19 protein-coding genes are annotated in these 17,871 nt (G+C 68.4%); 7 read left to right on the top strand and 12 right to left on the bottom strand.

Going from position 1 to position 17,871, the window contains the following annotated elements:
• Positions 1-14: 14 nt before the first annotated feature.
• The 4 genes from A6W98_RS02735 to A6W98_RS02720 are packed head-to-tail and all read right to left on the bottom strand — an operon-like array spanning position 15 to position 3,027.
• The gene (locus tag A6W98_RS02735; protein WP_052677893.1) at positions 15-998 is read right to left on the bottom strand and encodes an OmpA family protein; all 984 of its coding nucleotides are present in this window, start codon (positions 996-998) and stop codon (positions 15-17) included.
• The gene (locus A6W98_RS02730; protein WP_042457584.1) at positions 995-1,570 is read right to left on the bottom strand and encodes a peroxidase-related enzyme; all 576 of its coding nucleotides are present in this window, start codon (positions 1,568-1,570) and stop codon (positions 995-997) included. Before A6W98_RS02730 ends, A6W98_RS02735 begins: the two co-directional genes overlap by 4 nt.
• Positions 1,571-1,573: 3 nt before the next feature.
• Positions 1,574-2,299: a GNAT family N-acetyltransferase gene (locus tag A6W98_RS02725; protein ID WP_042457581.1), complete on the bottom strand. Its 726-nt coding sequence runs from the start codon at positions 2,297-2,299 to the stop codon at positions 1,574-1,576.
• Positions 2,296-3,027: a competence/damage-inducible protein A gene (locus A6W98_RS02720; protein WP_042457578.1), complete on the bottom strand. Its 732-nt coding sequence runs from the start codon at positions 3,025-3,027 to the stop codon at positions 2,296-2,298. Before A6W98_RS02720 ends, A6W98_RS02725 begins: the two co-directional genes overlap by 4 nt.
• Before the next feature lie 175 nt (positions 3,028-3,202).
• Between A6W98_RS02720 and map the strand changes: the two genes are divergently transcribed.
• Both map and A6W98_RS02710 read left to right on the top strand, forming a co-directional pair.
• Positions 3,203-4,066 carry a type I methionyl aminopeptidase gene (gene map / locus A6W98_RS02715; RefSeq protein ID WP_143540295.1) on the top strand — a complete coding sequence of 288 codons (864 nt, stop codon included), beginning with the start codon at positions 3,203-3,205 and terminating at the stop codon, positions 4,064-4,066.
• Between the two features lie 79 nt (positions 4,067-4,145).
• Positions 4,146-5,678: a dienelactone hydrolase family protein gene (locus A6W98_RS02710; protein ID WP_052677892.1), complete on the top strand. Its 1,533-nt coding sequence runs from the start codon at positions 4,146-4,148 to the stop codon at positions 5,676-5,678.
• A 128-nt stretch (positions 5,679-5,806) separates the two neighbouring features.
• Here A6W98_RS02710 and A6W98_RS02705 read toward each other — a convergent pair whose 3' ends face one another.
• Genes A6W98_RS02705 through A6W98_RS02695 form a run of 3 tightly spaced genes read right to left on the bottom strand, consistent with a single transcriptional unit; the run spans position 5,807 to position 8,555 of the window.
• A complete protein-coding gene (locus tag A6W98_RS02705) occupies positions 5,807-6,751 on the bottom strand; it encodes a DUF6635 family protein (RefSeq protein WP_042457572.1) in 945 nt (314 codons plus the stop codon).
• A 41-nt stretch (positions 6,752-6,792) separates the two neighbouring features.
• Positions 6,793-7,353 (bottom strand): 16S rRNA (guanine(966)-N(2))-methyltransferase RsmD, encoded by a 561-nt coding sequence (gene rsmD / locus A6W98_RS02700; protein ID WP_042457570.1) that lies wholly within the window; start codon positions 7,351-7,353, stop codon positions 6,793-6,795.
• On the bottom strand, positions 7,350-8,555 hold the full coding sequence (locus tag A6W98_RS02695; RefSeq protein WP_042457567.1) for an NAD(P)/FAD-dependent oxidoreductase: 1,206 nt from the start codon (positions 8,553-8,555) through the stop codon (positions 7,350-7,352). The genes rsmD and A6W98_RS02695 overlap by 4 nt, the downstream gene beginning before the upstream one ends.
• Before the next feature lie 81 nt (positions 8,556-8,636).
• On the opposite strand from A6W98_RS02695, the gene A6W98_RS02690 reads away from it, so the two are divergent.
• Complete coding sequence (locus A6W98_RS02690; RefSeq protein WP_042457564.1) at positions 8,637-9,125, top strand: peroxiredoxin; 489 nt, start codon at positions 8,637-8,639, stop codon at positions 9,123-9,125.
• A gap of 148 nt (positions 9,126-9,273) precedes the next feature.
• Here the strand turns inward: A6W98_RS02690 and A6W98_RS02685 are convergent, their stop codons facing one another.
• The 4 genes from A6W98_RS02685 to A6W98_RS02670 form a co-directional block, all read right to left on the bottom strand.
• Positions 9,274-9,567 (bottom strand): 4a-hydroxytetrahydrobiopterin dehydratase, encoded by a 294-nt coding sequence (locus A6W98_RS02685; RefSeq protein WP_042457561.1) that lies wholly within the window; start codon positions 9,565-9,567, stop codon positions 9,274-9,276.
• A complete protein-coding gene (locus tag A6W98_RS02680; RefSeq protein ID WP_231098424.1) occupies positions 9,564-10,730 on the bottom strand; it encodes a GNAT family N-acetyltransferase in 1,167 nt (388 codons plus the stop codon). The genes A6W98_RS02685 and A6W98_RS02680 overlap by 4 nt, the downstream gene beginning before the upstream one ends.
• A gap of 93 nt (positions 10,731-10,823) precedes the next feature.
• Complete coding sequence (locus tag A6W98_RS02675; RefSeq protein WP_042457556.1) at positions 10,824-11,603, bottom strand: glycerophosphodiester phosphodiesterase family protein; 780 nt, start codon at positions 11,601-11,603, stop codon at positions 10,824-10,826.
• On the bottom strand, positions 11,600-12,064 hold the full coding sequence (locus A6W98_RS02670; RefSeq protein ID WP_042457553.1) for a RidA family protein: 465 nt from the start codon (positions 12,062-12,064) through the stop codon (positions 11,600-11,602). The genes A6W98_RS02675 and A6W98_RS02670 overlap by 4 nt, the downstream gene beginning before the upstream one ends.
• 185 nt (positions 12,065-12,249) lie before the next feature.
• Here A6W98_RS02670 and A6W98_RS02665 point away from each other — a divergent pair, with 185 nt between their 5' ends.
• Together A6W98_RS02665 and A6W98_RS02660 are read left to right on the top strand one after the other, a co-directional pair.
• A complete protein-coding gene (locus A6W98_RS02665) occupies positions 12,250-13,017 on the top strand; it encodes an MlaA family lipoprotein (RefSeq protein WP_052678132.1) in 768 nt (255 codons plus the stop codon).
• The gene (locus A6W98_RS02660; protein WP_042457548.1) at positions 13,007-13,639 is read left to right on the top strand and encodes an MlaC/ttg2D family ABC transporter substrate-binding protein; all 633 of its coding nucleotides are present in this window, start codon (positions 13,007-13,009) and stop codon (positions 13,637-13,639) included. The genes A6W98_RS02665 and A6W98_RS02660 overlap by 11 nt, the downstream gene beginning before the upstream one ends.
• Before the next feature lie 93 nt (positions 13,640-13,732).
• Here A6W98_RS02660 and A6W98_RS02655 read toward each other — a convergent pair whose 3' ends face one another.
• Complete coding sequence (locus tag A6W98_RS02655; protein WP_042457544.1) at positions 13,733-15,895, bottom strand: transglycosylase domain-containing protein; 2,163 nt, start codon at positions 15,893-15,895, stop codon at positions 13,733-13,735.
• 261 nt (positions 15,896-16,156) lie between these two features.
• Between A6W98_RS02655 and A6W98_RS02650 the strand changes: the two genes are divergently transcribed.
• A complete protein-coding gene (locus A6W98_RS02650) occupies positions 16,157-16,495 on the top strand; it encodes a P-II family nitrogen regulator (protein ID WP_042457541.1) in 339 nt (112 codons plus the stop codon).
• Positions 16,496-16,528: 33 nt separating this feature from the next.
• Positions 16,529-17,860: an ammonium transporter gene (locus A6W98_RS02645; RefSeq protein WP_042457537.1), complete on the top strand. Its 1,332-nt coding sequence runs from the start codon at positions 16,529-16,531 to the stop codon at positions 17,858-17,860.
• Positions 17,861-17,871 lie beyond the last annotated feature (11 nt).

Raw genomic sequence — 17,871 nt, 5'->3', positions numbered from 1 at the left:
CCGGCCTCACGGGCTCACTGCGAGGTGTCGAGCACAGCCTCGACGCGGCGGTTCTCGGTCCGGCCCCGGTCGGTCGCGTTGCTGGAAAGCGGGGCGAGAAAGCCCACGCCCTCGGCCGCCACCTGCGCGGCCGGGATGCCCAGCTTGGTGACGAGATGGTCGCGCACCGCTTCGGCCCGTTTCTTCGACAGCGCGATATTGCCGGCCAGTCCGCCCTGGGTGTCGGTATGGCCGACAAGCACGACCTTGCTGCCGGGATGGGCGCGCAGATAGTCGGCGAGGGCCGCCAGCGCGGGGAAGGGGCCGGTGCCGAGCGTCGCCGCGGCCGTCGCGAAGTCGATCCCGGCCAGCACCGCATGCCCGTCCCGGGCGAGGCGCTCGGCCAGCGCGGTCTCGTCTTGTGCGGATGCGCTCCGCCCGTCTGCGGTCTCGATGCGCAGGCTGTCGCCCGGTGATTTGGTCGATTGTACCGCGGGCGCGGGGTCTGGCCGGCCGACCTGCGTCACCTGCACGAAGGCGCGCTCTTCCGAGCGGCTGACCATCAGCGTGACGTGATCGGTGCCGTCGGGCCGGGCCTTTTCCGCGGCGAGAAAGCGGAAATCGCCCAGATCCACATGCATCGCGGGCTCTGGCAGGGTGTCGGTGGCAAAGCGGAAATCGAACCCGCCGCAGCCCGCAGCCGCGCATTGGAAGGCGATCCGGTAGCCGCCCGCGATCAGGTCGGCCTTGAGCGGGTCGATCACCTGCAGCGTGCTCCGTCCGTCCAGCGGCGCCTGCCAGACCAGCCGCCGGATCGCGCCCTCCGCGCGTTGGCTCGGCACGACTTGGCCGTCATAGGGGCCGGTCGGAATGCGCAGGCTTGACGCGGCTTCGGTTTCGTCGGCCGCGACGGTCGCCATTTCGGGAATTTCCGGCACCATCGCCCCGGCCAGTCCCGGCCATACAAGCAGCCCCGACCAGAGAAGCGCCAGCGCCAGCAGCGGGCGCCGGGCCCTCATCGGTGCGATCCGTGATAGTCGGGATTGGGCTCCATCCCCGAGGCCGAGGCGACCCGGTTGGTCATGTTGAAGAACCCGGCCACGGCGGCGATGTCCCAGATGTCGCGGTCGCTGAAACCCGCCTCGCGCAGCGCCTGGCGGTCGGGCTCTTCGACCCGGTGGCTGGCCTCGGTCAGCTTGGCCGCGAAATCGAGCATCGCGCGCTGGCGCGGGTCAAGCGGCGCGACCCGGTAATTCATCACCAGCGCCTCGCCCAGTGCGGGATCGCCCGACAGCGCGCGTACGGTGGCACCATGGGCGACCTGACAATACCAGCAGCGATTGATCGACGAGACCACGACCGCGATCATCTCGCGTTCGAGCTTCGACAGCCCGCTCTCGCCCAGCATCAGGTCGTTATACATCGCCGTGAAGGCGTTCAGCTTGCCGATGTCGAAGGCATAGGCCGCCAGCACGTTCGGCACGAGCCCGAGCCGTTCGGCACAGAGGTCGAAATATTTCCGGGTCTCGGGCGGCAACGGGTCGACCATCGGCAGATCGAGAGCCGTCGGACGCGTCTTGTCATGGGTCACTGCTCAGGCCTTTTGCGGCGCCATCATTCGGTAATGATACTGTCCCACATTGGTCATGTTCAGGGAAGCATAGAGCGCAAGCGCCGCGTGATTGTCTTCTGTGACCAGAACGTTAAGCGTGCTGGCGCCGCCATCTAGGGCCCATTGGGCGGCAGCCCGCATCATGTTGACGGCGGTTCCTTGCCGACGATGCTCGGGCGAGACAGCGACCGCATGCACGAAGGCCATGTCGCGATCCAGCGCCACGAAGGCCGTGCCCGCGGCGCGGTCCTTGCGGCGGCCCAGAACGGCGGTTTTCGGCCCCTGCACGCGGTCCATCACCGCCATCCGGGCCGGGCCGATGCCGTTCTCGGCCCAGAGCTCGGTCATTATCGCGAGCGGCTCCCAGATCGTGAAGGTCGACAGCGGCGCGGGCGGATCGGCGGCGATGGCGGCGGCGGGCCCCGACAGGATCGTCACCGGATCGACCCTGAGATAGCCGCGCGCCTCGAGCGCGTCGTCAAGCGCGTCCTCTCCCGGCCTCACCATGAAAAGCGGCGTCTGGCCGAGCCGGACCATGCCGGTCTCGGCCCCGGCAATGGCCTCCGGGTCGAAGCCGCCCTCGAGCGTCGCGGCCGAGACCCGCTTGCCGCCCGCCTGTCCGTCGCGCAGGCACCAGGGGCCGGTGACATGGCGGGCAGCCGGCGGCCAGGTCGCCTCCTGCCCCTCGAACAGCCTGTCGACCGTCACGCCATCGCCTCGGGGAACAGATCGCAAAGCTCGGCCATGGCGGCGTCAATCCGGCGCGCCTCGGTGCCGCGCACGACGATATTGGTGCCATAGACCCCGTCGCGGCTGAACGGGTAGGACCCGATCGAAAGCTCGGGAAAGCGGTCGGCCAGATCGCGCAGCTCGCCCGCGATGTCGCCCTCGGGCCGCTCGACGCAAAGCGTCTGCGACATCAGCGGATCGCCGCTTGCCAGCCCGGGCAGCACGGCGGCGACCATCGCCTGGAACACGCTGGGCACCCCGGCCATGACATGCACATTGCCGAGCACGAAGCCGGGTGCGGCCGAGATCGGGTTCGCGATCAGCGTGGCGCCGTCGGGGATGCGCGCCATGCGCAGCCGCGCCTCGTTCAGATCGCGCCCCATCCGTGCGCAGTGCTCGGCCAGAAGCGCGCGGGCATCCTCGCGCACCCCGATGCCGATGCCGAAGGCCGCCGCCACCGCATCGGCGGTGATGTCGTCATGGGTCGGCCCGATCCCGCCGGAGGTGAAGACGATGTCGTAATCGGTCCGAAGCGCGTTCAGCGCGGCCACGATCCGGTCCTGCCGGTCGGGAACGATCCGGACCTCGGACAGGCGGATGCCATGCTTGATCGCTTCGCCTGCAAGGTAATGCATGTTGGCATCGCGGGTGCGCCCCGACAGGATCTCGTCGCCGATCACCAGCATCGCCGCGGTGGGATTGCTCATGGCTCTCTCCTTGTTCGGATTGTCCCGTCCCCGGCCACGGTATAGGAGCGTGCCTGCGGCTTTCAAAGCCCTCTCGTGCGCCTGGGCGTCGGGCGGCGGGCCGCGCGTCTCTTCGTCCTCTGGCCTTTGCCGACCCGGGGGCGTATCTCTGGGCCAGGCCATGAAGGAGTGGGCATTGGACGAGAAGACCCGCGGCAGGCGGACGAAAGACAATATTCGCATCTACGAGCCCGAGGATTTCGCCGGCATGCATGCCGCCGGACGCATCGCGGCCGAGATCCTCGACGAGATCGCGCCCCTGGTCTTCCCCGGCCAGACGACGGGCGAGATCGACCGCGTCATCACCGAACTGGTCGAGGCGAAGGGCTCTGTTTCCGCCACCATCGGCTACAAGGGCTACAAGCACGCCAGCTGCATCTCGGTGAACCATGTGGTCTGCCACGGCATCCCGGGATCCAAGGTGCTGAAGGACGGCGACATTCTCAATGTCGACGTGACTGTGATTGTCGATGGCTGGTACGGCGATACCAGCCGGATGTATGTGGCGGGCAAGCTCTCGCGCAAGGCCGAGCGGCTGATCCAGGTCACCCATGATTCGCTGTTGAAGGGGATCGAGGCGGTCAGGCCCGGCAACACCTTCGGCGATATCGGCGCGGCCATCCAGGCCTATGTCGAATCCCACCGCATGAGCGTGGTGCGCGATTTCTGCGGCCACGGGCTGGGCCGGGTGTTCCACGCGCCGCCGAACGTGCTGCATTACGCGCCGTTCCGGCTGAACGCGGAGGGCCAGAAGGTCACGATCTCGGGCAACCCGACCCGCGACCCGACCCCGGTTCTCGAAGAGGGCATGTTCTTCACCATCGAGCCGATGGTCAATCTGGGCCGGCCCGAGACCAAGATCCTGGCCGATGACTGGACCGCCGTGACCCGCGACAAGTCGCTGTCGGCGCAGTTCGAGCATTCGATCGGCGTCACGGCCGATGGCTGCGAGATCTTCACGCTCTCGCCGGGCGGGCTGTTCCACCCTACCTACGGCTGAGCCGTCCCTTCCCGGGGCGGCGTTCCGAACGACAACCCCGGGGAGGCCGCCGCCGGAATGGCGGCGAGAGAGGCGGATCATGATCGAACTCTTCGCACGTCTGACGCCGATGCGCTGGATCGTCGGCATCGCGGCACTGGTCGCGATCGCGGTCTCGGTCTGGCAGCTCGAGGCCGAACGCCGGGGCGTGGTCATCGCGCCGGTCCCGGGCACCGGGACGACGCCTGCCACGGTCTACCGGCTGAAGGACGCGCCGCCCGCCCCGGTGGTGATCGTCTCGCACGGTTTCGCCGGATCGCGCCAGCTGATGCAGGCCTGGTCGCTGACGCTGGCGCGGGCGGGCTATGCTGCGGTCGCGTTCGATTACGAGGGGCACGGCCGCAACCCGGTGCCGATGTCGGGCGATCTCGACAGCCCGGAGGGCACCGCGCTTCTGCTGATGGCCGAGACCCGGCGGGTGACCGATGCCGCGCTGGCCCAGCCCTGGGCCGACGGGCGGGTCGCGATCCTGGGGCATTCCATGGGCAGCTATATCGCCGTCCGCGAGGCGCGCGAGGACCCGCGCATCGCCGCCACCATCGGGATCGCGGCGGCCAACGATTCGATCACCGCGACCGAGCCGCCGAACCTTCTGATGATCAACGGCGCGTGGGAAACCCGGCTGGCAGAGGCCCCGCTCGAGGCGCTGCGGCTGGCCGATCCCGAGGCGCAACTGGGCGACACGGTGGGCGATCCGGCGACGGGAACCGGGCGGCGGGCGCTGCTGGCCCCGGATGTCGAGCATATCGGCGTGATCTGGTCTCCGACCGCGCTCCGCGAGACGCGGGCCTGGCTCGATGCGACCTTCGGGCGGACAAGCGGCGGGCCGGTCGTCGAGATCGGCGGCTGGATCGCGCTTCTGCTGGTCGGCATCGTGGCGCTGGCCTGGCCGCTGGCGCGGATGCGCGGGCAGACCGAGGCGCCCCGGCCCGCGCCCCTGCCGCGCCGCCGCTTCCTGATCGTGGCGCTGCTGCCCGCGGTGGCGGTGCCGCTGATCCTGGCGCCGTTCCGGACCCAGTTCCTGCCGGTTCTGGTGGCAGATTACCTCGCCGTCCATTTCGCGCTTTACGGGGCGATGGTGCTGGCGCTCCTGGCCTGGTGGGGCGAAATCCGCTGGGCGGGCTGGCGCGAGATCGGCCGGATCCTGGCGCTGGCCGCGCTGGTGGCGCTTTACACGATCGGGGTCTTCGGCTTCGCCATGGACCGCTACGTGACCTCGTTCTACCCGATCCCGATCCGCGGCCTCATCATCGCGGCGATGGCGGTGGGGGCGGTGCCCTACATGCTGTCGGACGCGCTGATGGTCGAGGGCGGCCGGGCGCCGGTCTGGCGCAGCCTGGTCTCGCGCGGCGCCTTCCTGGTCTCGCTCGGGATCGCCACCGCGCTCGATTTCCACCGCCTGTTCTTCCTGCTGCTGATCCTGCCGATCATCCTGATCTTCTATCTGCTCTTCGGCACCATGGGCGGCTGGATCGGCCGCGCCACCAACCGGCCCGCAGGTGTGGGGCTGGGGCTCGGACTGTTCCTGGCCTGGGCGCTGGGCGTGACCTTCCCGATGTTCCAGGCGGTCTGATCCGGCCGCATCGCGGGACGGAGAGCGTGGCGGGGGTATTTTCGCCAAGAAGAAGAGACGGTCGTGTTTCTTCTTGGCGAAAATACCCATGACGCGACAGGCGCCACCGGGCCCGGCTTGGGGGCGGCTCAGCTGCGTATCAGCCGGATCGCGGCGAGCCCGGCATCGGAAAGATCGAGCAGCCGTGCGAAATAATGCTCGCGGGCGGCGAAGCCGCGGCGGCCGCTGCCGGTGAAGGCATCCTCCATCGCGTCGATCAGCCGGTTGAGGCGGCGCTGATGCATCCCCAGCATGACCTGAACCGGGTCGGCGATGACGCCAGCGAAGGCCGCCACCAGCGCGCCGAGGCCGATCAGCGGCAGCGTGATCGCCAGGGTCATCCAGGCGGGCGCGGCGGCGGGAAAGATCCCGTACCAGGCGGTGCCCAGAAGCCCGCCCAGCGGAAAGGCGGCAATCGCCGCCTGATGCGCGACGATGGCGGCAAGGCCGGGCGCGAAGGAGGCCATTCCCGGCGTCAGCGACTGGAAGGCGAGCGCGCCCGCTCCCATCGTGCCGAAGGCCGTGGTCATCTCGGCCACCGCCGAGCGGGTGCCGCCATAATCGCCCAAGGCGCGGGCGCTGAGCGCGGGGGCATCGCTGCGGGCCTCGACCAGGGCCGCGAGATCGGGCCGGGCGAGGATCGCGCGGGCCAGCGCGTCCTTGCTGCTGGTGCCGCCGGGGCCCTCCCATGGCAGTTCGAGCAGGTCCACCACCACGGCGCGTTCGGCTGCGGTGGCGACATCGGTCGGCAGCAGGATCCGGCGCGCGCCCAGCCAGCCTGCAAGCCGGGGCGCGCGGCTTCGTGCGGCGGCCGCAGCGCCGAGCCGGGTCAGGATCAGCACCGGCGAGAGCAGGACGTTCAGCGGCGCGCGCAGCACATCCCAGCCAAGCGCGTGGCGGTGCAGCGCGAGCGTGCCCGCCAGACCGAACCGGCGGCGCGCGAAGGCGGGCACGCGGGCACGCCGCGCCGCGAAATAGCTGCGGGCGGCGTCAACAAGCGCGGCATCGGCATCGCGGGGCAGAGGCTCGGTCATGCTCGCTCAGATGGGGTGAAACGCCCCGTTCGGCAAGCCGCTCAGGCGGCCTCGAGAATGGAAATAGCGGTTTCGCCGTAGCGGCGGCTGTCGAGCAGCGCGAGCCCCTCGGGCGGGGTCACCGCCGCGCCCTCTTCCCAGACGATCAGCGCGCCCGGCGCGATCCAGCCATTCGCGAGGCTCGCGGCCAGCGCCTTCTCGCCAAGACCCTTGCCATAGGGCGGGTCCAGAAAGACCAGCGTGGCGGGGGCGCCGGGGGCGGGGCCGGGCCGGGTCGCGTTCCGGCGCAGGATCGCGGTTTCCGCCTCTGCCCTGCACAGCGCCACATTCTCGCGGATCAGCGCCAGCGCCTTGGTGCCATCCTCGAGGAAGGTGACATGTGCGGCCCCGCGCGACAGCGCCTCGAGCCCCAGCGCACCGGTGCCCGCGAAGAGGTCGAGCACGCGCGCATCGCCGACCGGATCGCCATAGCCGCCATTCATGAGCAGGTTGAACAGGCTTTCCCGCACCCGGTCGGTGGTGGGGCGCAGATGCGCCGCCGGATCGCCCTTGCCGACCGAGGCAAGCGCCCGGCCCCGGAACCGGCCCGCCACGATCCTCATGCCGCCATCAAGGCCTTGAGATCGCCAGCCGCAACGCTTTCGGGGGCGGGCGAGCGGCCTGCCTCGATCAGGCGCTTGGCGGTCATATAGGCGCGGGGGTCGTTCATCGCATCGAGCGCCAGCAGCTCGGCCCCGCGATAATACCAGTGGCTGACGCTGCCATCGCGGTCGCCGGGGCGGATCACGACCCGGTCATAGCCCGAGTTCAGCCCCGCGATCTGCAGCTTGACGTCATACTGGTCCGACCAGAACCAGGGTTTCGGGACATAGGGCGTTTCGGCGCCCAGCATGTTTGCCGCCACCGCCTCGGCCTGGTCGATGGCGTTCTGCACGCTTTCAAGCCGGATCCGGCCGCCGCGATAGGGCAGGCTGGTACAGTCGCCCGCGGCCCAGATCGCCGGGTCCGCGGTCCGGCCCATCGCGTCGACGGCGATGCCCGCCTCGGTCCTCAGCCCGGCCGCTTCGGCCAGCGCGGTCGCCGGGGTGACGCCGATCCCCGCGATCACGAAATCGGCCGCGATCACCGAGCCGTCGGCCAGTTCGGCGCCGGTGACGCGGGTCTCGCCCAGCAGGCGGACGAGCCCGGTCGCCTCGCGGATCTGGACGCCATGGGTGGCATGGAGCGCGCGGAACCAGTCCGAGGTCTCGGGGGCGGCCACGCGCTGCAGGATGCGCGGCGCGGCTTCGGTCAGGGTGACCTGCAGCCCCTGGGTTGCCGCCACCGCGGCAGCCTCGAGCCCGATATAGCCGCCGCCGACGATCAGCGCCCGGGCGCCGGGCCTGAATTCGGGGGCCATCGCATCGACATCGGCGAGGCGGCGCACGACATGGACGCCCCCGAGCGCGCCGCCGGCTTCCGCGGGCAGGCGCCGGGGCGCGGCGCCGGTGGCAAGCGCCAGCATGTCATAGCCGATCTCGCGGTCGCCCAGAAGCACGCGGCGGCGGTCGCGGTCGATGCCGGTCACCGTCTCGCCCAGCCGCAGATCTATCCCGGCCTCGGCATAGAAGGCCGGCGGGCGCAGGTAGAGCCGGTCGACCGGCATCGCGCCCAGCAGGTATTTCTTCGAGAGCGGCGGCCGCTGATAGGGCGGCGCGGCCTCATCGCCGATCAGGGTCAGCGGCCCGTCATGGCCGAGCGCCCTGAGTTTCGCGGCCAGCGCCGCGCCTGCCTGGCCGGCGCCGATGATGACGATGTGGGACATGGGGGTTCCGCTCTGGCACGATCCGGCCTTCACACTATCTGAGCCGCGAAACGCAATGCAATGGATCAGGAGGAAGAAGTCATGGCGATTTCCGAAGGCGACCGTCTGCCCGAGGCGAACTTTACCGAAATGGGCGCGGATGGCCCCGGGGCGGTGTCCCTGTCGGACAAGCTGAAGGACCGCAAGGTGGTGATCTTTGCCGTGCCCGGCGCGTTCACGCCGACCTGCCATTCGGCGCATATGCCGAGCTTCATCAAGGCGAAAGACAAGCTGGCTGCGAAAGGCGTCGACGAGATCGTCTGCGTCGCCGTGAACGACCCCTTCGTGATGAAGGCCTGGGGCGAGGCGACCGGGGCGCATGCGGCGGGCATCACCATGCTGGCCGATGCCGATGCCAGCTTCACCAAGGCCATCGGCATGGAGTTCGACGCGCCGCCGGCCGGGCTGATCTCGCGCTCGAAGCGCTACGCGATGCTGGTCGAGGACGGTGTGGTGAAGAAGCTCAATGTCGAGGCGAGCCCGGGCGAATGCTCGATCTCGGCCGGCGAGACGCTGCTGGAGCAGATCTGAGCCAGACCCGAGACGTTTCGGCGGGCCACGCGCCCGCCGCCGACCGCCCGTCCCCCGTCGGGGGCGGGCGTTTCCGGGCCTCGGGTCCGGTAGCAGTCCGCTGCGTTCTGGCCCGCGCCTTCAAGTCAGGGCATTCAGGCCGATATGTTCAGGCCAGCGCGTCCATCTTCCGCGCCAGCTCGACATCCTTCATCGTCAGCCCGCCGGCATCATGGGTCGAGAGCGTGACCTCGACGGTCTTGTAGACATTCTTCCAGTCGGGATGATGATCCATCTTCTCGGCCCAGAGCGCGGCGCGGGTCATGAAGCCGAAGGCCGAGACGAAATCGCCGAATTCGAAGGTCTTGACGATGGCGTCGCCGCCTTCGGTTTCGGCCCAGCCATGGGCCGACAGCGACGACAGTTCGAGCCTGCGCTGGTCCTCGGTCAGTTTGGCGGTCATTGCTGTTCCTCCTCCTGGTCTTTCGCGGTCTTGCGGAACGGCCCGTAGGCGGTGATCACCTCGATCTCTTCGGCCACGGCCTCGCGTTCGGCGCGCAGGAAATGGTCGACCGCGGCGCGCAGCCCCGGATCGGCGATCCAGTGCAGCGAATGGGTGGGTGTCGGCAGATACCCGCGCGACAGCTTGTGCACGCCCTGCGCCCCCGCCTCGACGGTATCGAGCCCCTGGGCGATGGCGAAGTCGATGGCGCGATAGTAGCACAGCTCGAAATGCAGGCAGGGATGGTCCTCGATGCAGCCCCAGTAGCGCCCGTAAAGCCGCGACCGGCCGATGAAGTTCAGCGCGCCCGCGACCGGTCGGCCGTCGCGCTCGGCCAGCACCAGCAGCATGTCGTCGCGCATCGTCTCGTGCAGCCGGTCGAAGCAGTCGCGGGTGAGATAGGGCATGCCCCATTTCCGCGCGCCGGTATCCTGGTAGAACCGCCAGAAGGCGTCCCAGTGGTCGGGGCGGATCTCGTCGCCGGTCAGGGCACGGATGGTGCCGCCGAAGGCCCGGGCGGTGGCGCGTTCCTTGCGGATGTTCTTGCGCTTGCGCGAGGAGAGGGTGGCGAGGAAGGTCTCGAAATCGGGATAGCTGCGGTTTTCCCAGTGGAACTGCTGGGTGACGCGGTGCAAGAGCCCGATCTCGCGGCCCGCCTCGGCCTCGGCCTCGGTGCAGAAGGTGACATGGACCGACGAAAGCGCGTTCTCGGCCGCGAGCCGCACCGCGCCTTCGATCAGCGCCGCCCGGCCGCGCGTCTCATGGCCGGGACGGGCGAGAAAGCGGCGGCCGGTGGCGGGGGTGAAGGGCACCGCGATCTGAAGCTTGGGATAGTAGCGCCCGCCGGCGCGCTCGTAGCCGTCGGCCCAGCCATGATCGAAGACATATTCGCCCTGGCTGTGCGACTTGGCATAGAGCGGGGCGACGGCGAAGATGCCGTTGGCGTCGCGGGCCACCAGATGGTGCGGTTGCCAGCCGGTCCCGGCCCCGACCGAGCCGCTGTCTTCGAGCGCGGCGAGAAAGCGGTGGGTCGTGAACGGGTCTTCCGGGCGCCCGCCGCCGGAGGCTTCCGGGCAGGCGCAGCCATCCCAGTCGGTTGCCTCGATCCGGTCGATCGAGGTCATGACCTCGATTTCGACCTGCTCTGCCTCGACGTGATCCGCGCGCATCTCTCCTGACCCGGCTTTCCCCTTGAGGTGGGGCGCCCGGGGGCGGGGTCAAGCGGCGGGCGGGACCGGATGCGCGGGGACATAGCCTTCGAAGGTGACATTCGCGGCGACGCTGCGGGCGATGCGCTCCTCGTCCGGGCTGCGCACGGTCCAGCACAGGATCGCGGCGCCCAGGGCCTTTAGCTCGGCCACCCGCGGCCGGGCCAGGTCGCGCCACAGATGCGAGATGAAGGACGCGCCGACGCGGTCGTAATCGGGGATCTCGCGCAGCATGTCCCGCATCGGGGCCTGCAGGGTCGGCCAGTCCCGCGCCGCATAGGCGCAGGTCGTGAGCCCGCGCGGCCGCTCGGGCGCGGCCTCGGCCAGCACGGCCACGCTGTGCGGGTTGAAGGACATCAGCGCGACCGGGCCGTCATAGCCCCCGAGGCCTGCGGCCACCGCGCGTTCCAGCGGGCCCACGGCCGCGCCCATCGCGCCGTCCTGATCCTTGATCTCGATCAGCAGCGGCACCCGGCCTGCGACTTCTTCGAGCACCCGGTCGAGCGTCGGGATGCCCTCAGTGCCGCCACTCAGCGGGATCGCGCCCAGTTCGGCCGCGCTCCGGCCCGCGACCGGGCCGGTCTCGCCCGTCAGCCGGGCGAGGTCGTAATCGTGAAACACCATCGGCACGCCATCGGCCGAGGGCTGGATGTCGATCTCGATGCCGTAGCCCCCGGCGATGGCGGCGCGCACCGCCTCGACCGAGTTCTCGGGCCGCCCTGCGGCGCGGTCATGCAGCGCGCGATGGGCGAGGGGGGCCGTCAGGAAGGCCGGGGGCAGCGGGCTCATGCGATCTCGAAGATGCCTTCGATCTCGACCGCGACGCCGAAGGGCAGCGAGGCCGCGCTGACGGCCGAGCGCGAATGCCGCCCGGCATCGCCGAGTGCCTCGACGAAAAAGTCGGACGCGCCGTTGATCACCTTGGGCTGGTCGCCGAAGTCGGGCGTCGAATTGACGAAGCCGGTCAGCTTGACCACCCGGACCAGCCGGTCGAGATCGCCGCCGCAGGCCGCCTTGACCTGGGCCAGCAGCGAGATCGCGCAGGCCCTGGCCGCCGCGGCACCGGCCGCGACGTCGAGATCGGCCCCGAGCTTGCCCGGAATCAGCGCGCCATCCGCCGCCGAAACCTGGCCCGAAACGAAGACGAGATTGCCCGAAATCACATAGGGCACGTAATTCGCCGCAGGGGCGGGGGCGTCGGGCAGGGTCACGCCAAGCTCGGTCAGCCGGGCCTCGTATTTGCCGCTCATTTGGTCTCTCCGAAGGAAAATCTGGGACGGATCAAGGGTTCGGGCCGAGGCTAGCGCCCCGCCGTGCCGGGCGGAACCCGTAAAATTCGGGCCATGATCAGGACGATCCGGGCCTGTGGGCTCTTGTGATCCGGGCCCGGGCGTGTTTCCTTGGCGGGGTCTCGATATCAGACTGGATCCAGATCGTGTCGTCTTTGCGGAAAGCCACCCTGTGGACGGGCCGTCTTGCGGTTCTTTCCACCATCCTTTTTCTGTCCGCCTGCGCGCATCCCGAGGCGCCCGGCACGATCCGCGACCCCTATGAGGCGCGGAACCGTCAGATTCACGAAGCCAACAAGACGCTCGACCGCAGCGTGTTCCGGCCGGTCTCGACCGCCTATGGCAAGTCCGTGCCGCGCCCGGTCAGAAGCGGCGTCAGCAATTTCGCCTCGAACCTGTCGCTGCCCGGCGCCGTGATCAACAGCCTGTTGCAGTTCCGCCCGGGCGACGCGGCACAGAACACCACGCGTTTTCTGATCAACACCACCATCGGTCTGGGCGGGATCTTCGATCCGGCCTCGCGGATGGGGGCGACCAAGGTCAATACCGATTTCGGCGAAACGCTTTATGTCTGGGGCATGCGCGAGGGCGCCTATGTCGAATTCCCGGTGCTGGGCCCGATGACGGAACGGGCGATGGTCGGCCGGGCCGTCGACTTCGCGATGAACCCGCTCAGGCCGCTGGCCGATTCCGAAGAGCGCAACGTCATGGCGGGCACCGGTGTGCTTCGGGGTGCAAATGCACGTTATGAAAACTCGGATCTCGTAGATTCGGTCCTATATGACAGTGCGGACAGTTATGCCCAGTCGCGCCAGATCTATCTGGACAGCCGGCGGCACAAGCTGAGCCGTAACCAAGAGACCGATTATTTCGACCCCTACGAGGACCCCTATGCAGACTCCAATGCCGAGTAAGGCCGCCGCTTCCGCCCCGACCCGCCGCAGCCTGCTGCTGACCGGTCTGGCCGCGGGTGCCGCCCTGACAGTGACCGGCCTGACCTCCGGCCGCGCGTTTGCGCTGACCACCGACGAGGCGTCGCGGCTGATCGACCGCGTGATCGGCGATATCAACCGGGTGATCAATTCCGGCAAGTCCGAAGCCCAGATGATCCCGGAATTCGAACGGATCTTTTCGCGCTATGCCGATGTGCCGGTGATCGCGCGTTCGGTCCTGGGCGTTGCCGCGCGGCAGGCCAGCCAGGCGCAGCTGAACGCCTTTACCGATGCCTTCCAGGGCTATATCGCCCGCAAATACGGCCGTCGCTTCCGCGAATTCATCGGTGGCGAAATCAAGGTCGACCGGGCGCGGCAGGTAAAGACCTTCTACGAGGTGAAATCGACCGCGCAGCTGCGCGGCCAGTCGCCGGTCGAGGTCGTCTTCCTGGTCTCCGACCGCTCGGGCAAGGACAAGTTCTTCAACATCTTCATCGAAGGCGTGAACATGCTGGCCAGCGAGCGGACCGAGATCGGCGCCATGCTGGACAAGCGGCGCGGCGATATCGGCGCGCTGACCCGCGACCTGCGTTCGGCGGGCTGACGCCCCTTCCGGTTTCCGAAAAAACGTAAAAGGCCCCGGCGCATCTGCCGGGGCCTTTTCTGTTCTGCCTGGCGCCCTTGGCCGTAGGGCGCCTCAGTTGCGCCCGGTGAAGGCGCCCAGCACGCTGCGCAGGATGTTCTCGGCGACATTGCCGCCCCGATCGCCGCCGTCCCTTGCCGCGACCGCCGAAGACGGCTCTTGCGGCACCAGCATCGGCAGCGGATGCGGCGGCACGCCCTCCTGGACGCGTTGCATGGTCTCGTGCCAGATCTCGGCCGGAAGCCCGCCGCCGGTCACGCCCCGAAGCGGGGTGTTGTCGTCATAGCCCATCCAGACCCCGGCCACGTAATCCGCCGAAAAGCCGATGAACCAGGCGTCGCGGGCGGCCGAGGTGGTGCCGGTCTTGCCCGCGACCTGTCGGCCCGCCAGCTTGGCGCGGTGGCCGGTACCCGCCTCGACGGCCCGCCACATCATGTAGACAAGGCTGCGCGCCGCCCGCTCCGAGATCACCCGCTCTCCCATGCCGCCTTCCTGCCCCATCAGCGGCTCGCGGTCGCCCTTCAACTTCAGCTCGGTCAGCCCGTAGGGGGTGACGCTCGAGCCGCCGTTGAGGATGCCCGCATAGGCGCCGGTCATGTTGATCAGCGTCGATTCCGAGGCGCCGAGGGCCAGGGCCGGCCCGTCGGCCAGATCCGCCTTCAGCCCGAAATCATGCGCGATCCGGCGCACATTCTCGCGGCCGACGGCCTCGGAGACCTTCACCGCGGGAATGTTCAGCGAATGCTGCAGCGCCTCGGTCAGGGTGACGCGGCCGCGGAACTTGTGGTCGTAATTCTCGGGCGAATAGGGGCCCGAGCCGGGCACGTTGATGGTATAGGGCTCGTCCACCACGGTCGCATTGGGCGTGTAGCCCAGATCGAGCGCGGCGGCATAGACGAAGGGCTTGAACGCCGAGCCGGTCTGCCGGAGCGCCATCGTTGCCCGGTTGAACCCGCCGATCGCGGTCTTGCGGCCGCCGACCATGGCCCGGACCGCGCCGTCGGCCGACATCACGATGATCGCCGCCTCGGCCTTCGAGCCCTCCTTGACCTTGTTTTCGAACACCTCCTTCAGCGCGGTCTCGGCGGCTTTCTGGATGCGCGGGTCGAAGGTGGTGCGGATGATGACATCCTCGGTGGTGTCGCGGGTCAAAAAGTCGGGCCCCGCCCCCATCACCCAGTCGGCGAAATACCCGCCCGCGCGGGCTTCGGCGGCTTCGGACAGCTGCGCCGGATTGGCCTTGGCAAGGGCGGCCTGCTTGGGGGTGATATAGCCCTGGTCCTGCATCAGGCCGACGATGAGGTTCGCCCGGTTGCGCGAACGCTTGAGGTTGTTGGTCGGGGCATAGGTGGTGGGCGCCTTCAGCAGCCCGGCCAGCATCGCCGCCTCCGAGATGTTCACCTGGTTCGCGGATTTGCCGAAATAGCGCTGGGCGGCGGCCTCGAAGCCGCGGGTGCCCGCGCCCAGATAGGCGCGGTTGAGGTAGATCGTCAGGATCTCGTCCTTGGAATACTTGGCCTCCATCGCCATCGCATAGAGCGCTTCCTTGATCTTCCGGCCCAGCGTGGTGCGGCGGCAGTCGGCCTCGTAGGCGGTCTCGTTCTTCCAGGTCTTCGAATCATAGGGCACGCCGAGGCAGAGCAGCTTGGCGGTCTGCTGGGTGATGGTCGATCCGCCATTGCCCGAAAGCGGGCCGCGGCCCTCCGAGAGGTTGATCCGGATCGCGCCGGCAATGCCGCGCGGGCTGATGCCGAAATGGCGGTAGAAGCGCCGGTCCTCGGTCGCGACCACGGCATTCTTCAGCGCCGGGGCGACGGTGGTGGCGGTGATCTGGCCGCCGAACTGTTCGCCGCGCCAGGCGAAGACCTTGCCGTCGCGGTCGAGCAGGGTGACCGAGCCGCGATTGCGCCCGTCAAGAAGCGCCGTCATCTCGGGCAGTTGCTGATAGAAATAGAAGACCGCGCAGCCGAGCGCGAGCGCGCCCAGCAGCGCCAGCCGCAGACCGGTCCCGAGGATCGAGCGGAACAGCCTGCGAAAGAACGCCCTGATCGCGCGCAGGATCGGATTGCTGCGCCGGACCCCGCCGCGTCGCCCGCCTCCGCCGCCGCCATTGCGGGATCGGGGCTTGCGGTTGCGCGGCTGCGGTTTGCGCTTGGTTTTCTTCGGATAGCGCCGATCCGCCACCAGCGGCGGCGGCCTGCGTCCCGTGCTGCCCATAACTGTCGACTGCCTCGTTTGCCTTTTGGCGGCACCATATCCCGGAAGGGCCGGATTGTGGAGGTCGAAGGCGTCCCGTGATCGGTTCTCGAACTGCCCAAAATGCAGGCGAAAGGCCGCGTTTGTGCAAAAGTTGTGCAACAACTCCCGTTTTGCGTTCGGCTTGCGGCCTCGATCAGCTTGTCTCAAGGCGGCTTCGCGGCCCTTCCTTGCCCCTGTGAAAACCCGCAGGGGCGACCTGCTCAACGGAAGGGGCACAACGTGAAACTCATCATTGCTGCAATCAAGCCGTTCAAGCTGGAGGAGGTGAGGGAAGCTCTCACTGCAATCGGCGTGCGCGGCATGATGGTGACCGAGATCAAGGGGTTCGGTTCGCAGTCCGGACACACCGAGATCTACCGCGGTGCGGAATATGCCGTGAACTTCGTTCCCAAGGTGAAGCTCGAAATCGTGGTGACCTCGGCCATGGCTGACCAGGTCGTCGAAACCATCGCCAATACCGCCAAGACCGACAAGATCGGCGACGGCAAGATCTTCGTCCTGGACGTGAACCAGGCGGTGCGGGTCCGGACCGGCGAAACCAACGAAGACGCGGTGTGACGCGGACGTATCAGGGATAGAGAGACAACGAACATGGCGAATATCAAACATATTCTCGGCCTGGCGGCGCTGACCGCGACGGCCGCCGCGCTTCCGGCGCTGGCACAGGAGGTCGCCGAGGCCGCACCGATCATGGACAAGGGCGATACCGCCTGGATGATGACCGCGACCATCCTCGTCCTCTTCATGACCATGCCGGGCATCGCGCTGTTCTACGGCGGCCTCGTGCGCCAGAAGAACATGCTGTCGGTGCTGATGCAGAGCACGCTGATCGCCGGCATGATGATGGTGATCTGGGTCTTCTGGGGCTATTCCTTCGCCTTCGGCGGCGGCAGCTCGCCGTTCTGGGGCGGCTTCGGCAAGCTGTTCCTGTCGGGCGTCACCGTCGATTCGACCGCCGCGACCTTCACCGACGGCGTCGTCATCCCCGAATATGTCTTCATCGCGTTCCAGATGACCTTTGCCGTCATCACGCCGGCGCTGATCGTCGGTGCCTTCGCCGAACGGATGAAATTCTCGGCCGTGCTGCTGTTCGTCGGGCTGTGGACGACCTTCTGCTATTTCCCGATCGCCCACATGGTCTGGGACGGTGCGGGCCTGCTGTATAACCTCGGCGCTCTCGATTTCGCGGGCGGCACCGTGGTCCACATCAATGCCGGTATCGCGGCGCTGATCGGTGCGATCCTGATCGGGCCCCGCATCGGCCTGGGCAAGGAGAACATGGCGCCCCATTCGATGACCCTGACCATGGTCGGTGCCTCGATGCTGTGGATCGGCTGGTTCGGCTTCAATGCCGGGTCCAACCTGGAAGCCAACGCCTTCACCGGCCTGCCCTTCATCAACACCTTCGTTGCCACCGCCGCCGCGATCCTGTCCTGGGCCGCCGTCGAGGGTCTGACCCGCGGCAAGGCCTCGATGCTTGGCGCCGCCTCGGGCATGGTCGCGGGCCTCGTTGCCATTACCCCCGCCTGCGGTCAGCTCGGTCCGGTCGGTGCCATCATCCTGGGCTTCGTCGTGTCGCCGATCTGCTACTTCTTCGTGTCGACCGTGAAGACCAAGTTCGGCTATGACGACAGCCTCGACGTCTTCGGCGTGCATGGCGTGGGCGGCATCGTCGGCGCTCTGGGCACCGGTCTGCTGGGCGGCGAGGCGCTGGGCGGCCAGGGCTTTGCCGAGGGTGTCGGCACCATCGGCCAGACCATCATCCAGGCCGAAGCCGTGCTTGTGACCATCGTCTGGTGCGGTGTCGTCTCGTTGATCGCCTACAAGATCGTGGACATGATCGTGGGCCTGCGGGTCGATGCCGACAGCGAACGTCAGGGCCTCGACCTCACCAGCCATGGCGAGGCGGCCTATCACAGCTGAGCCGGGACCCC

It is taken from the genome of Rhodovulum sulfidophilum DSM 1374 (assembly GCF_001633165.1).
Classification (GTDB): Bacteria; Pseudomonadota; Alphaproteobacteria; order Rhodobacterales; family Rhodobacteraceae; genus Rhodovulum; species Rhodovulum sulfidophilum.
This window is presented reverse-complemented; position numbering and strand designations above follow the sequence as displayed.

Excerpts from the sequence above, each read along its gene's own strand:
- A6W98_RS02720 (WP_042457578.1), bottom strand. The coding sequence starts at position 3,027 with ATGAGCAATCCCACCGCGGCGATGCTGGTGATCGGCGACGAGATCCTG.
- A6W98_RS02695 (WP_042457567.1), bottom strand. The coding sequence starts at position 8,555 with ATGTCCCACATCGTCATCATCGGCGCCGGCCAGGCAGGCGCGGCGCTG.
- A6W98_RS02660 (WP_042457548.1), top strand. The coding sequence starts at position 13,007 with ATGCCGAGTAAGGCCGCCGCTTCCGCCCCGACCCGCCGCAGCCTGCTG.
- A6W98_RS02735 (WP_052677893.1), bottom strand. The coding sequence starts at position 998 with ATGAGGGCCCGGCGCCCGCTGCTGGCGCTGGCGCTTCTCTGGTCGGGG.
- A6W98_RS02690 (WP_042457564.1), top strand. The coding sequence starts at position 8,637 with ATGGCGATTTCCGAAGGCGACCGTCTGCCCGAGGCGAACTTTACCGAA.
- A6W98_RS02655 (WP_042457544.1), bottom strand. The coding sequence starts at position 15,895 with ATGGGCAGCACGGGACGCAGGCCGCCGCCGCTGGTGGCGGATCGGCGC.
- A6W98_RS02705 (WP_042457572.1), bottom strand. The coding sequence starts at position 6,751 with ATGACCGAGCCTCTGCCCCGCGATGCCGATGCCGCGCTTGTTGACGCC.
- A6W98_RS02675 (WP_042457556.1), bottom strand. The coding sequence starts at position 11,603 with ATGAGCCCGCTGCCCCCGGCCTTCCTGACGGCCCCCCTCGCCCATCGC.
- rsmD (WP_042457570.1), bottom strand. The coding sequence starts at position 7,353 with ATGAGGATCGTGGCGGGCCGGTTCCGGGGCCGGGCGCTTGCCTCGGTC.
- A6W98_RS02685 (WP_042457561.1), bottom strand. The coding sequence starts at position 9,567 with ATGACCGCCAAACTGACCGAGGACCAGCGCAGGCTCGAACTGTCGTCG.
- A6W98_RS02680 (WP_231098424.1), bottom strand. The coding sequence starts at position 10,730 with ATGACCTCGATCGACCGGATCGAGGCAACCGACTGGGATGGCTGCGCC.
- A6W98_RS02670 (WP_042457553.1), bottom strand. The coding sequence starts at position 12,064 with ATGAGCGGCAAATACGAGGCCCGGCTGACCGAGCTTGGCGTGACCCTG.
- A6W98_RS02710 (WP_052677892.1), top strand. The coding sequence starts at position 4,146 with ATGATCGAACTCTTCGCACGTCTGACGCCGATGCGCTGGATCGTCGGC.
- A6W98_RS02645 (WP_042457537.1), top strand. The coding sequence starts at position 16,529 with ATGGCGAATATCAAACATATTCTCGGCCTGGCGGCGCTGACCGCGACG.